Raw genomic sequence first — 13,853 nt, 5'->3', positions numbered from 1 at the left:
GATTGACCATGTCATACAAAGAACAAATGTTATCTTCCTTGGAAGAAGGGAACTTAGAAGAAGCAAAGAAACAGTATAATCAAGTGCTGAAATTTGGAAGTCATGAAGAAAAATTCAGTCTTGCCGAAGAATTACATCAATTGGGGTTTCTGGAGGAAGCAAAAGAGCTTTACGGGAATCTCCTTCAATATTATCCGGGTGAGGGTGAACTTCTCATTGAACTGGCTGAAGTGCTGGTGGAGATGGATAAGGAAGAGGGAGCCATCGAAACGCTTGCTGAACTGGATGAGAAAGACCCCACCTATCCAAGATCACTTCTTCTTTTAGCGGATCTTTATCAAATGCAGGGTTTGTTTGAAGTAAGCGAACAGAAGCTTCTTCAAGCCAAGAAGTTATTACCCCATGAACCCGTCATCGATTTCGGACTTGGGGAATTGTACTCCGAAACGGGCAGATTCCTGGAAGCGATCAGGCATTATCAGATCCTCATAGAAAAGGGGATGACGGAGCTTGGCGGAACGAATGTACACCAGAGATTGGCAGAGGCCTATAGTGTAGGAGGAGCATTCGAAGAAGCTTTGACCCATTATGAAAAAGCCCTTCAAGAACATCTGGAAATCAATACACTGTTTGGCTATGCCTTTACCGCCTATCAGGCTGGTTATTACGAAAAGGCGATTGAAAAATTCGTTTCCGTCAAGGAACTGGATCCTGAATATCATTCAGTCTATTTACTACTGGCGAAGTCGTATGAGCGTGAAGAAAAGCTTCAAGAGAGCCTGGAGGCTGTTCAGGCGGGAGTCAAACAGGATGAATATAATAAAGAACTGAATGTATTCGGAGGCAAAATTTCATTGAAGATGGGACTTGAAGAAGAAGCAGAAGCGTTTCTTAGGGAAGCCCTTGCCCTTGATCCGGGATATGTGGAAGCTGCCCTTATCATCAATAAATTGTTCTTTACACAGGACCGATATGAAGATGTTCTGGAAATCGCCCAGATGCTGACAGTTGAAGGAGAAGAAGAGCCTCAGATCAACTGGGACCTGGCAAAGGCTTATGAAGGGCTTGAACAATATAATCATGCATTAAAACAATACCGTATTGCATATACTTACTTTAAGAATCATCAAGAGTTTTTACTAGAGTTCGGACAATTTCTAGTAGAAGAAGGACTCAGGGGTGAAGCAGTAGAAGTATATAAACACCTGATTGAAATGGATCCTTCAAATGACGAATGGCAGGACCTGATTGAAAGATTACAAGACTGATCTGTGACGGTGGGTTAAAGGGACTAGGGTGTCTTGAGATGAAATTGGCAAAGAGCTTATGAATGTGACTTGCACTTTATGATGAAAGAAAAACGGACCTTTTAAAAAGGATTCTGCAGAGGAGGGAAAACCATGACCACCCCTGTTTCTGTCAACGAGAAGAAAGAATTTATCCGCTGGTTTTTGAACCGATATCAATTAAAACGAAGAGAATGTGTGTGGATCTTAAATTATTTGATGAGTCATGACCAATTAATGAAAAAGGTTCACTTTGTCGAAGAATCCCAGTATTGTCCGAGAGGCTTGGTGATGTCCACTCATTGTGTCGAAGATGTTCCATTCCGGTTCTACAAGGAAAATATCATGACAACGGACGCAGAGAAGTCATTTCATGATATCCGCTTGAACAAAGATGAGGACATTTATATTCAGCTGAACTTCAGTAATGCAAATTCGAGTTATCAATTTGCAGCCGTACTGGAAGAAAATCCGTTTATGCCGAAGTACTTACTCATCAATGAAAAAGACAGAATGGTAGCTGAACAGTTTTTAGAGGACAGCCTGCAGACTTTCAGGAGGGACCGCTTGTTAAAGGCCATCGATCAAGCATTGGATACCGGTGACAAAAAGGCTTTCAGTAAATTGACCAGAGAATTGAATAGCCTGACATGATAAGTCGGATGAAGAGAAACACCATCTCTTCATTCGATTTTTTTATTGTCTTTTTAGATAGGAAGATTAAGAATGGTACATACTATGAACGAGGCTCTTTTCGTGCCCTTTTAGTGGAGTATCCCCCAGAAGTATTTCTATCCAGGGGAGTATTTCACCGGGAAGCACGTTTTGTATGTAAGGCACTAGTATAAAAAAAGTGAAATCGCTTTATATGAGATGAGATAAAGTGATAAGATGGGAAGTGGAAAATGAAAGAAAAAAGTGAGGGTTATATATGAATTGGAACGTAAAAGATATCGAAGTGTTTGAAGCGGAAAAAGCATATGTAGATACGGCGGTCATTCCCGTTGTCCCTGTTGATTTCGGGAAGGATATAAGAGTCTCGGCGGCACAATCAGAGTTTATCAATCTACTCGCTCTACACCTGGAAAGGCAGTTCAAAGGAAGAATGATGATGACCCCTTCATTTACGTATAGAATGACATCATCGGAAGAGCAAGAGGCATCCGAATTATCCCAATGGGCAGGAGAATTAACCGGGAGTGGTGTGAAGCACGTCTTCTTCCTGACTTCAGACAGCCGGTGGAAGAAGGTGGAGGATAAACTTGGAGAAGGCTTGATCTGGGTCCCGTCCATCCCGCTTGAAAACCTGGACGACCAATATAAACATTCGATCATGGAAGATCAGGTCAAGCAGCTGTTAAATGTGATTGTACAAAAATGGCAAAAAAATTCATAAAAACTTCACATTGTTTCCATCTTTTAGATACGAGAGTTATTGACCTTGTATAGAGTTTAATATATCATAGTTATGTCCTAGTTTTATATTTGTGCGAAATATGTCCGACGGACTTACCTTACGATAGAGGGGGGAAAAGGATGAGCAAACATCGTGTATCTAGACGTCAATTCCTTAACTATACACTTACGGGTGTAGGCGGTTTCATGGCGGCGGGAATGTTAATGCCGATGGTTCGCTTTGCAGTGGATCCAGTGTTGAAAACGGAAGCTGCGGGAGATTTTAGAGCGACTAAGCAAAAGGTTTCAGAATTATCGAATGAACCAGTACGTGTCGATTTCTCATATGAGCAAAAAGATGCGTGGTACACATCAGAAGTTACACAAACCGCTTGGGTATATAAGAACAAAGAAGACAAAATCATTGCTCTTTCACCGGTTTGTAAGCACCTCGGTTGTACAGTTAACTGGAATGGGAATCCGGATCATAAAGAAATGTTCTATTGCCCATGTCATGGTGGAATGTATCACAAGAACGGTGAGAATGTACCAGGTACACCACCGACAGCACCGTTGGATTCATATCCGACAAAAGTAAAAGATGGAATTCTTTATCTTGGACAACCAGAACCAAATAAATTTGTTAAGTAAGGGGGCGTAATCTGTGCTGAACAAGATCTATGATTGGGTTGACGAGCGTTTAGACATTACGCCTTTGTGGCGCGATATCGCGGATCACGAAGTTCCTGAACATGTAAACCCGGCGCATCACTTTTCTGCGTTCGTTTACTGCTTCGGAGGATTGACATTCTTCGTAACCGTCATCCAGATTTTATCCGGAATGTTCTTAACGATGTACTATGTTCCAGATATTAAAAACGCTTGGGAATCTGTGTATTATCTTCAAAATGAAGTTGCATTTGGACAAATTGTCCGCGGAATGCATCACTGGGGAGCCAGTTTGGTTATCGTAATGATGTTCTTACATACACTACGCGTCTTCTTCCAAGGTGCATACAAAAAACCTCGTGAATTAAACTGGGTTGTTGGGGTTCTTATTTTCTTCGTTATGCTGGGGCTTGGTTTCACAGGCTATTTACTGCCGTGGGATATGAAAGCGCTATTCGCGACGAAAGTAGGTCTTGAAATCGCAGGGGCCACTCCATTTATCGGAGACCAGGTGAAAATGTTATTAGCGGGAGATGCTCATATCGTCGGGGCACAGACTCTGACTCGATTCTTCGCTATTCACGTATTCTTCCTGCCTGCTGCTCTACTTGGTTTGATGGGAGCTCACTTCCTGATGATCCGTAAGCAAGGTATTTCCGGACCACTATAAGAAACAATTGTAAATGATTAACCTAATAAAAGGAGGGGGACACTATGCATCGAGGAAAAGGGATGAAGTTTGTAGGGGACTCCCGGGTTCCTGCAGACAGAAAGCCGAATATACCGAAAGACTATTCGGAGTTCCCTGGTAAAACAGAAGCTTTCTGGCCGAACTTCTTATTGAAGGAGTGGCTGGTAGGAGCTGTTTTCCTTATCGGTTATCTTTGTTTAACGGTTGCTCATCCATCACCGTTAGAACGTATAGCCGATCCGACAGATACTGGATATATTCCATTACCTGACTGGTATTTCTTATTCTTATACCAATTACTTAAGTACACATATGCATCCGGACCTTATAATGTTATCGGAGCGTTCGTCATTCCTGGAATCGCGTTTGGGGCACTTTTACTTGCGCCATTCATTGATAAAGGACCTGAACGCCGTCCGACAAAACGTCCTTTTGCAGTAGGATTCATGTTATTGGCACTCGCAGCTACGTACTTCCTGACTTGGGAATCCGTTGCGACCCATGACTGGGAAGCGGCTAAGGAACAAGGGAAGATCCGTGCCGAAGTGGATATCGATAAAGAATCTGAAGGATATAAGATTTTTTCTGATCAGAAGAATGGCTGTATCAACTGTCATGGTGAGAATTTGCAAGGTGGGGCTGGTCCTTCCCTAATCGGAACGGGTCTTGCACCTGAAGAAATTGCGAAAATTGCTAAAAACGGTAAACCGCCGGGCATGCCTGCAGGTTTATTTAAAGGGACAGATGAAGAGCTTAAGAAGCTGTCCGAGTTCATTGCTGGTTTAGAAGAATAGTTTTAATAAAAAAGGCCGGCTTATGTCGGCCTTTTTTCTACTTGAAAGTGAGGTGCAAACATGCTTTGGCTCATGACGATCTTAAGAAATAAACTGTTTTTATGGTTGCTGCTAATAGTGAATGTTTTCGGAACCGTCTACGGATACATATGGTATATTCCACAACTCCAAATTACTCCTCCACAGTTTTTACTGTTTGTCCCGGATAGTCCGACAGCCAGTCTGTTTTTTTGCTTCGTATTGATCGCATTTATACTGAATCGGAATTGGCCGATTTTCGAAGTGCTTGCCATCATCACCCTGTTTAAATACGGTGTTTGGGCAGTGATCATGAATCTGTTGACCCTCATGGTATCAGGTGACTTGCCTTGGGAAGGATATATGCTAATGGCTTCACACGGCGCAATGGCCGTGCAGGGGATCCTATATTCATCGTTTTATCGGGTGAAGTTGTGGCATATTGTCGCAGGGGCCGTCTGGACCGTTCATAATGATATCATCGATTATGTTTTCATGCAGTTTCCGGTATACTCAAAACTCTATATGTATATTCAGGATATAGGATATTTCACTTTCTGGCTAAGCATCATCTCCATTGCCATTGCGTATTATTTCACTCAGAAAACAAATCGTCTCACCCTCGACTATTAGTTTGACTGATTTATGGTCTACTCTTGTCCACCCCTTCATACACTTTATTAGTAGTTTTAGGGGGGACAAGTATGAAATTAATCCAATTTTTTATCACGCTTTTCTTATTTCTCATTTTAGTACCTCACCCATTAATCGCTGTAGAATCTCCGTCTCCAATCAACGAGCTTGATGATCTATCAGATCAGGCTTTACAGATGACAAAGGCCGGCCGATATGAAGAAGCCAAGCACCTATTGGTTTATTTCTCCGAAGAATTTGCCTCTTTGAGTGCCCAGCAGTCCTTTTCGATGGATGAGCTTAGAATCCTTACCATTTCACATAATCTTGCATTGGAAAGTATCAACCAATCCTCCCTTGCCCTTGAGCAAAAGGTGAATGCCGTTACGAAGTTCCGCCTGGTGATGGATGCATTAAACAGTCAGCATCAGCCTTTATGGGTTGAAATGGAGGACCCGATCATGGAAGCCTTTAATGGAGTCAAAGTGGCGGCGGAAAATGGAAACGTGGATGAATACCAAACGACATTGAATGTCTTTTTATCAAAATATAATATCATTCAACCGAGTATTAAGTTGGATATTCCAGTTGAGCGGGCTCAATCCCTTGATGCGAGGATCACTTACTTGGATCATTATCGACAGGACGTGCTGGAAGGGGAGCAAACGATGAGCGAGCTTACCGCTTTGGAAACAGATCTCCAGAAATTATTCGAGAACATGACAGAGGATGAGGCAGATCCTTCTCTTTGGTGGGTCATCATATCGACGGGCAGTATCATTGTTTCTACATTATCTTATGTAGGTTGGAGAAAATATAAGGGACAGGGTGAAATGAAAAAGTCCGAACGTCAAAAAAATTGACAGTGCGAGGATGACGCTATAAAATTTAGGTAATCTATACATCTGGAGGTTTTTGCGATAATGGCAGGATTTTTGATTTACTTTTTACTGATTGCTCTTATTCCAATAGGGGCACAGATGCGTGTAAAGAGTACGTTTAAGAAATATTCAAGAGTGGCCACCACTTCTGGTATGACCGGAAGGGAAATGGCAAGAAGGATTCTGGACGAAAACGGTTTGCACAATGTGAAGGTAGTGGAAGGCCGGGGATTCCTGAGTGATCACTACAACCCTATGACCAAAACGGTCGCCTTATCACCTGATAACTACCACGGGCACTCCGTAGCCGGGGCCGCAGTGGCTGCCCATGAAGTTGGCCACGCCATACAGGACGCTGAAAGCTATGCATTTCTCCGTTTCCGACATGCTCTCGTACCGGTAGCGAACATCGGTTCCAATATGTCCTGGATTTTCTTGATGATCGGTATTTTCACGCAATTATCCGGTATGTTCCTGCTCGGGATCATTTTGATGGCGGCAGGGGTTGTGTTCCAATTGATCACGCTTCCTGTTGAATTCAATGCTTCCTCAAGGGCGATGAATCAAATCGTTTCCCTTGGACTGATCCGCAACGAAGAAGAGCGTCATGCCAGAAAAGTGCTGAACGCAGCAGCAATGACGTATGTAGCAGCTGCAGCTGTCGCAATCATTGAATTGTTAAGACTGGTACTTATTTTCACCGGGATGAATGGTGACGATTAAGAATAGAATAAAAGAAGCCGGACCCTTGATCATGGGTCCGGCTTCTTTTTGTTTCCCTCTAGTCCAGTATAGGGTTTTTATCTGCATCAAGTGTAAATCCTTCGCCGAGAACGTCATGGACCACAGTGACGGATACGAAGGCGTGGGGATCAACGCTTGTAATGATGTTTTTCAGTCTTACGATTTCATTTTTCCCTACCACACAGTAAAGAACTTCCCGCTCTTGTTTCGTAAATGAGCCGTGGCCGCGTAAGACGGTCACTCCCCGGTCCATTTTCTCATTGATGACATTGGCGATTTCTTCATGGCTTTCTGAAATGATCATGGCGCCCCTGGCAGAATAAGCCCCTTCCTGCATGAAATCGATGACCCTTGCAGCAACAAATACAGCGACCAGGGTGTACATCGCTTCCCGATATTCCAAATACGTAATGAGAGAGATGCCGATGACGACGGCATCAAACATGAACATCGTCTTTCCCATGCTCCAGCCAATGTACTTATGGGCAAGCCGGGCGATGATATCTACCCCGCCTGTCGTACCTCCGTATCTGAAAATGATCCCCAGTCCGATTCCAATGAAAACACCTGCAAATAAGGCCGCGAGAAAAAGATCCCCTTCCAGGTTGATGGTCATTTGATACCGTTGGAAAATCCATAGGAATACGGATAGAGCTACAGTCCCTATCACAGTATAATAGAAAGCTTTCTTCCCTAGGAGCTTCCATCCCAGAAAGAATAGGGGTATATTTAAGGCTAGGTTGGAGTACGATGGATCAATATCAAATAAGAAGTAAAGGATGAGTGTTATTCCCGTGAATCCACCTTCAGCCAGTTTATTTTGGATATTAAAATGTACAAGTCCGAATGCAAATATAGCCGATCCTAATAAGATGAACAAAATATTTTTAATACGTAATCCCAACATCTGTGTTTCCCTCCTTTTATAGTATTATCCCGTTGACAGAGACATTATATAAGAAGAAAAACAAACTGGCAACGAAGACTTGCGAAATCAAACGTAATATTTGTCAAACGGGGAGGATTTAGCTAACATGATAGGAGATAATGAAGGAGTGAGGCTTCTCATGGATAATAGTAAAACGATGAATCAATTGCAAAAAGAAGTGGACCAATACATAAGTCAATTCAAAGAGGGTTATTTCAGTCCATTGGCGATGGTAGCGCGTCTGACCGAGGAACTTGGTGAGTTAGCGAGAGAAGTGAATCATTACCATGGCGAAAAACCAAAGAAACATACAGAAAAAGAAAACACGATTGAGGAAGAGCTGGGGGATCTATTGTTTGTCGTCATCTGTTTGGCCAACTCCCTGGATATAAGCCTTGAAGAAGCCCATAACAGAGTGATTCATAAGTTTAATACAAGAGATAAAGATCGTTGGACCAGAATCGAAAGTGGGGATGAAGATGGAGCAAATTAACATCACGATTGCAGGACCAAGAGGAAGAATGGGTAAGGAAGCGGTTCAATTGGTGAAGGACACCGAGCATTTTACTCTTATTAGCGTAATCGATCATAAAAAGGAAACGAATCTGGATGTACCGGTTTATACAGATATAGAGGCATGCTTTCAAGTGGAAGCGCCACATGTGTTGATTGACTTGACGACGCCCGAAGTCGGGTATCATCATACGAAAACGGCCCTGGAATATGGAGTCAGACCGGTTGTCGGGACAACGGGTTTTTCTCCGGATGAACTGGAAGAATTGAGGGGATTGGCAGAGTCCAAGTCTCTTGGATGTATCATTGCTCCCAATTTCGCGATCGGAGCCGTACTTATGATGAAGTTCTCTCAAATGGCTGCAAAATATTTCGATGATGTGGAAATCATTGAATTGCATCATGATCGAAAATTGGATGCACCATCGGGTACGGCCGTGAAAACAGCGGAAATGATAAGGGAAGTAAGGCAATCGAAGGAGCAGGGCCACCCTGATGAAAAGGAAACACATAGTGGTGCCAGGGGAGCGAATGTAGATGGGATGCATATTCACAGTGTCCGTCTTCCGGGTCTCATCGCACATCAGCAGGTGATGTTGGGAGCAGAGGGACAAACATTGACGATACGCCATGATTCTTTTAACAGAGGAAGTTTCATGTCTGGCGTGAAGGTTTCTGTGGACACGGTCATGAAACTGGATACATTAGTGTATGGACTTGAAAATATTTTAGACTAAAGGGTGAGTGTTATGAATATTGCGCTGATTGCTCATGATAAGAAAAAAGATGATCTTATTCGTTTTGTGCTCGCATACAAGACAATCATAGAGAAACACACTCTCTTTGCCACTGGGACAACGGGAAAAAGGATCGGGGAAGAAACGGGTTTATCCGTCCATCGATTCCGTTCAGGCCCATTGGGGGGAGACCAGGAAATAGGATCATACATTGCCAATAATAAAATGGACCTTATCCTCTTCTTCCGGGATCCCCTGACGGCACAGCCCCATGAACCTGATGTATCGGCTCTGATCAGGCTCTGTGACGTGTACTCAGTACCCCTTGCGACCAATATGGGGACCGCTGAAGTGCTGGTAAGGGGTCTTGACAGAGGGGATATTGCGTGGCGGAGTATAGTGAAGGAAAAGGAGGAGTAAAGTGGACCGACAAATAGACATCCTTGCGTTCGGAGCACATGCCGATGATGTGGAGATCGGTATGGGAGGAACATTGGCGAAATATGCAGCTGAGGGTAAGAAGATTGTCATCTGCGATATAACAGAGGCAGAGCTGTCCTCGAATGGGACGGTTTCTTTGCGAAAAGAGGAAGCGCTGCGGGCAGCGGACATATTAGGTGCATATAAGAGAGTGACCCTCGATATACCCGATCGGGGAATATACATAACGGACGAAAACATCGAGAAAGTCGTCAACTTGATTAGAACATATAAACCGAAAGCGATATTTGCTCCCTTTGACCAAGATCGCCACCCAGACCATGGAAATGCTTCCCGACTGGTGAAAGAGGCTTTTTTTTCTGCTGGAATCCGGAAATTTCATTCCGAAACCCCGGCGCATAAAACGGCTCATCTCTATTTCTATATGATCAACGGGTTTCATAAGCCTCAATTTGTAGTGGATATCGAGCCGTATATGAAAGCGAAGATTGCGAGCCTTCAAGCATATGGAAGCCAATTCTCCAAAGGATCCGACGGGGTCTCGACTCCTTTGACAGATGGTTACATCGAAGCGGTAGAAGCAAGGGAGAGAATGATGGGGAAAGATGCCGGACTCCTTTATGCAGAAGGATTCTTTTCCTATCACACCCTTATCTTGCATCATGATTTGTTAGGAGATTAATTGTATGAAGAAGTTGAAGATAGGAATCACCTGCTATCCAACGGTCGGAGGATCAGGGGTAGTGGCAACGGAGCTCGGTAAGTTACTGGCTGAGAAAGGCCATGAAATCCATTTTATTACCTCTAGCATCCCGTTCAGGTTGAACAAAATGTATCACAATATTTATTTTCATCAAGTGGAAGTGAGTCAATATTCAGTGTTTCAATATCCTCCTTATGATATTGCGCTGGCAAATAAGATGGCGGAGATAACGGAACGGGAAAACCTGGATATCCTGCATGTTCATTATGCGATCCCCCACGCTGTCTGTGCTATCTTGGGGAAACAAATGTCCGGGAAGGACGTGAAGATCGTCACCACATTACACGGAACGGATATTACGGTTCTTGGGTACGATCCATCTCTGACAGGGGCCATTCGTTTTGGCATTGAAAAGTCGGATGTCGTGACGGCGGTGTCTACCGCTCTAGTCAAACAGACCCATGATTTGATCCAGCCTGATAAAGAGATTAAGACGGTTTATAACTTCATTGATGAGAGGGTTTACAGGAAAGTGGATTCCCGTCATCTGAGAAGCGAATATGGAATCAAGGATGATGAAAAGGTCATCATCCACGTATCAAACTTCCGTGGTGTGAAAAGGGTGAACGATGTAGTCGATTCCTTCAACCTCATCCAGAAGGAGATCCCATCAAAGCTCCTCCTTGTAGGTGACGGACCTGAAATGACCCTCATATGCAAGCAGGTAACGGAGCTGGGATTAGAGGATCGGGTCTTATTCCTTGGAAAACAGGATAATCTGGAAGAACTTTATTCGATCAGTGATATCAAACTATTACTTTCAGAAAAAGAGAGCTTCGGCTTAGTCGCACTCGAGGCGATGGCTTGTGGCGTTCCGAGCATCGGTACAAATGTAGGCGGCATCCCTGAAGTGATCGAGGATGGATACAACGGTTTTATTTGTGAAATCGGAAACGTCAGGCAAATTGCCGGCAGGGCGCTGCAATTACTGAAGGACGATGGGCTCCACGGTGAATTATCGAAGAATGCCCTTCATACGGCACGGTCGACCTTTCACTCGAGCAAAATAGTCGAACAGTATGAACAAATCTATAAGAATCTTTTGTGAACAGTCAGGAATACGCGAAGACGATTCAAGTAAAGCAGGTGTTAAGAATGTTACCAACCATATTCCAACAGGCTGTTCCCGTGTTGAAAAGGCTTGAAGAGGCAGGGTTCGAAGCCTATTTCGTTGGAGGATCTGTCCGGGATTACCTTCTTGGCAGGACGATCAATGACGTAGACATCGCCACTTCTGCCTATCCGGAAGAGGTTAAAATGGTTTTCCGTAAAACGATTGATATCGGTATTGAGCATGGAACGGTCCTCGTATTGGAAGAAGGCAGGGAATATGAAATCACCACGTTCAGGACCGAGTCTTCCTATACGGATTATAGAAGACCCGATAAGGTAGAATTCATCCGTTCACTCGACGGGGACCTGAAACGCCGGGATTTCACCATGAACAGCATGGCCATGGACGGGGATGGCACGATCATCGACCCTTATCATGGCAGAGAAGATATACAGAATAGGTTGATACGGACCGTGGGCTCACCGGAGATGAGGTTTACAGAGGATGCCTTGCGGATGATGAGGGCAGTCCGGTTTGTCAGTCAGCTCGGCTTCAATCTCGAATCATCAACTTTAACCAGCTTAAGGGAGCACTCGAAACTGCTCGAGCATATAGCAGTTGAACGAAAAACGATGGAATTCGAGAAAATTCTGGCTGGCCGATGGAAGCAAGAAGGGCTGAATCTCCTTGTGGATTCGGATTTGTATAAGGAGCTTCCCTTTCTAAGTGGATATGGCACACAGCTCAAAGCGTTCGCAGACCTCCCCGATTTGGATTCATTAAATAAAGATCAAGCATGGCTGATCTTATTGACTTATATAGAAGAGGAAGATGTGCAGGCCTTTCTCAAAGGGTGGAGACTTCCTACCAAAATGATCAGGCTCCGTTCCAAAGAGCTAGATATTCTAAAGGAACGTCAATCCGGATGGACAAAGACATTATTATATCGTGCCGGGCTCGATGCAGCCCTTAATGTTGAAAAGGTATACGGATGCCTGGAACCGTCATCAGACTTTTCGGTGGAGAGAGTGATGGAGCAATATCACAAGCTCGCAATCTCGTCCAGGCAAGAACTCGATGTAACAGGTACAGACTTAATGGCTTGGGCCGATCAAAAGGGTGGTCCGTGGGTGAAAGAACGATTATTGGAAATTGAATCAGCTATCATCAATGAGACGATACACAATGACAAAGAAGAGATAAGGAGGTGGCTGGAATCATGCAATCGACTATAAGAAAAAAAGTCCTTCAGGCATTATTCGAATCGGACCGGGAATTTTTATCGGGACAAGCACTTGCTGATATTGTGGGTTGTTCACGGACTGCGATCTGGAAGCATATCGAAGAGCTTCGTAAAGAAGGGTTTGTATTAGAAGCTGTAAGGAAAAAGGGATACCGGATCATCGAGACGCCTGATAGTGTCACAGAAAGTAAAATACGTTTAGGCTTACAAACCCGGACGCTGGGAACCGTGATCCATTATGAAGAGTCTGTTCCGAGCACCCAGCGGATCGCTCACACCCTTGCAAGTGATGGAGCGGAAGAAGGTACATTGGTCATCGCAGACGAACAGACCGCCGGACGGGGCAGATTGATGAGGGAGTGGCACTCCTCGAAAGGTACTGGGATTTGGATGAGCTTAATCTTAAAGCCCCACCTTCCGCCTCAAAAGGCCCCCCAATTCACACTCATTGCTGCCGTGGCCGTGGTCCAGGCAATCGAGGAAGTTACCGGTCTCCATCCCCAGATCAAATGGCCAAACGACATACTAATCGATGGGAAAAAGGTGACGGGCATCCTGACGGAACTTCAGGCTGAATCGGATAAAATCAATTCCATCATTATCGGGATCGGGATGAATGTCAACCAGACGAAAGACCATTTCCCCGATGAGATTCAAAAAATTGCAACCTCGCTTTCCATTGAGGAAGGACGTACTTTATCAAGGTCTGTCATTGTTCAGAGGTTGCTGGAACGGATAGAGGCGTTGTATTCCCTTTATATGAAAGAAGGATTCACACCAATCAAGCTTTTATGGGAAAGCTATGCCATCAGTATCGGGAAGAAGATCCGGGCAAGAACCATTAATGGTACCATTGAAGGAAGAGCACTCGGGATTACGGACGAAGGTGTGCTGAAGATCGAAGACTCAGGTGGGACGATCCACCAGATCTACTCCGCTGATATTGAAGTGAATGTTTGAACATGCAGCGGGATGGAAATCTGTGTAGCCATCCCGTTTTTTTATGGTATAATCCTATTGGGCAGTATCCTCGGAACTGCACCTTTAAAGAACGTACATTTAC

At 44.2% G+C, this 13,853-nt stretch carries 17 protein-coding genes; 16 read left to right on the top strand and 1 reads right to left on the bottom strand.

The features are described 5' to 3' along the window. Positions 1 to 8: 8 nt before the first annotated feature. The 9 genes from BVI01S_RS08395 to BVI01S_RS08355 all read left to right on the top strand — a co-directional run bounded on the left by BVI01S_RS08395 (position 9) and on the right by BVI01S_RS08355 (position 7,090). Positions 9 to 1,268 (top strand): tetratricopeptide repeat protein, encoded by a 1,260-nt coding sequence (locus BVI01S_RS08395; protein WP_061809865.1) that lies wholly within the window; start codon positions 9 to 11, stop codon positions 1,266 to 1,268. Between the two features lie 132 nt (positions 1,269 to 1,400). Further along, entirely contained in the window at positions 1,401 to 1,940 is a 540-nt protein-coding gene (locus BVI01S_RS08390; RefSeq protein WP_061809864.1) for a ReoY family proteolytic degradation factor, read from the top strand. A gap of 277 nt (positions 1,941 to 2,217) precedes the next feature. Next, entirely contained in the window at positions 2,218 to 2,682 is a 465-nt protein-coding gene (locus tag BVI01S_RS08385) for a YpiF family protein (protein WP_034758382.1), read from the top strand. Between the two features lie 140 nt (positions 2,683 to 2,822). Continuing rightward, positions 2,823 to 3,332, top strand: a complete 510-nt coding sequence (locus BVI01S_RS08380) for a QcrA and Rieske domain-containing protein (RefSeq protein ID WP_034758386.1) — start codon at positions 2,823 to 2,825, stop codon at positions 3,330 to 3,332. A 13-nt stretch (positions 3,333 to 3,345) separates the two neighbouring features. Then, on the top strand, positions 3,346 to 4,020 hold the full coding sequence (qcrB, locus tag BVI01S_RS08375) for a menaquinol-cytochrome c reductase cytochrome b subunit (protein ID WP_032087896.1): 675 nt from the start codon (positions 3,346 to 3,348) through the stop codon (positions 4,018 to 4,020). 44 nt (positions 4,021 to 4,064) lie between these two features. Next, the gene (locus BVI01S_RS08370) at positions 4,065 to 4,835 is read left to right on the top strand and encodes a menaquinol-cytochrome c reductase cytochrome b/c subunit (protein WP_034758391.1); all 771 of its coding nucleotides are present in this window, start codon (positions 4,065 to 4,067) and stop codon (positions 4,833 to 4,835) included. A 60-nt stretch (positions 4,836 to 4,895) separates the two neighbouring features. Next, positions 4,896 to 5,486, top strand: coding sequence for a lipoprotein heptaprenylglyceryl N-acetyltransferase LhaT (gene lhaT / locus BVI01S_RS08365; RefSeq protein WP_061809863.1), 591 nt, complete (start codon positions 4,896 to 4,898; stop codon positions 5,484 to 5,486). Between the two features lie 71 nt (positions 5,487 to 5,557). Next, positions 5,558 to 6,349, top strand: coding sequence for a sporulation protein YpjB (gene ypjB, locus BVI01S_RS08360; protein ID WP_094075201.1), 792 nt, complete (start codon positions 5,558 to 5,560; stop codon positions 6,347 to 6,349). Positions 6,350 to 6,409: 60 nt separating this feature from the next. Next, positions 6,410 to 7,090, top strand: coding sequence for a zinc metallopeptidase (locus BVI01S_RS08355; protein ID WP_034758397.1), 681 nt, complete (start codon positions 6,410 to 6,412; stop codon positions 7,088 to 7,090). A gap of 58 nt (positions 7,091 to 7,148) precedes the next feature. Here the strand turns inward: BVI01S_RS08355 and BVI01S_RS08350 are convergent, their stop codons facing one another. Then, complete coding sequence (locus tag BVI01S_RS08350) at positions 7,149 to 8,018, bottom strand: YitT family protein (RefSeq protein ID WP_034758399.1); 870 nt, start codon at positions 8,016 to 8,018, stop codon at positions 7,149 to 7,151. A 100-nt stretch (positions 8,019 to 8,118) separates the two neighbouring features. Between BVI01S_RS08350 and BVI01S_RS08345 the strand changes: the two genes are divergently transcribed. From BVI01S_RS08345 to BVI01S_RS08315, 7 genes are read left to right on the top strand one after another with little or no spacing between them, the layout of a single operon-like run. Beyond that, positions 8,119 to 8,532, top strand: a complete 414-nt coding sequence (locus tag BVI01S_RS08345) for a nucleotide pyrophosphohydrolase (protein WP_061809862.1) — start codon at positions 8,119 to 8,121, stop codon at positions 8,530 to 8,532. Next, entirely contained in the window at positions 8,519 to 9,289 is a 771-nt protein-coding gene (gene dapB, locus BVI01S_RS08340; RefSeq protein ID WP_034758405.1) for a 4-hydroxy-tetrahydrodipicolinate reductase, read from the top strand. The genes BVI01S_RS08345 and dapB overlap by 14 nt, the downstream gene beginning before the upstream one ends. 12 nt (positions 9,290 to 9,301) lie before the next feature. Further along, the gene (mgsA, locus tag BVI01S_RS08335) at positions 9,302 to 9,709 is read left to right on the top strand and encodes a methylglyoxal synthase (protein ID WP_034758408.1); all 408 of its coding nucleotides are present in this window, start codon (positions 9,302 to 9,304) and stop codon (positions 9,707 to 9,709) included. A gap of 1 nt (position 9,710) precedes the next feature. Next, entirely contained in the window at positions 9,711 to 10,412 is a 702-nt protein-coding gene (gene bshB1 / locus BVI01S_RS08330) for a bacillithiol biosynthesis deacetylase BshB1 (RefSeq protein ID WP_079533116.1), read from the top strand. Positions 10,413 to 10,416: 4 nt separating this feature from the next. After that, positions 10,417 to 11,541, top strand: coding sequence for an N-acetyl-alpha-D-glucosaminyl L-malate synthase BshA (gene bshA, locus BVI01S_RS08325; RefSeq protein WP_061809861.1), 1,125 nt, complete (start codon positions 10,417 to 10,419; stop codon positions 11,539 to 11,541). Positions 11,542 to 11,588: 47 nt separating this feature from the next. Beyond that, positions 11,589 to 12,782 (top strand): CCA tRNA nucleotidyltransferase, encoded by a 1,194-nt coding sequence (locus tag BVI01S_RS08320; RefSeq protein ID WP_061809860.1) that lies wholly within the window; start codon positions 11,589 to 11,591, stop codon positions 12,780 to 12,782. Further along, positions 12,767 to 13,750, top strand: coding sequence for a biotin--[acetyl-CoA-carboxylase] ligase (locus tag BVI01S_RS08315; RefSeq protein ID WP_034758416.1), 984 nt, complete (start codon positions 12,767 to 12,769; stop codon positions 13,748 to 13,750). Before BVI01S_RS08320 ends, BVI01S_RS08315 begins: the two co-directional genes overlap by 16 nt. Positions 13,751 to 13,853: the final 103 nt, after the last annotated feature.

Source organism: Rossellomorea vietnamensis NBRC 101237, from assembly GCF_001591825.1.
In the GTDB taxonomy this organism is placed as follows: domain Bacteria; phylum Bacillota; class Bacilli; order Bacillales; family Bacillaceae_B; genus Rossellomorea; species Rossellomorea vietnamensis.
Note: the sequence above shows the minus strand (reverse complement) of the source record. Positions and strands in the feature narration are given on the sequence as shown.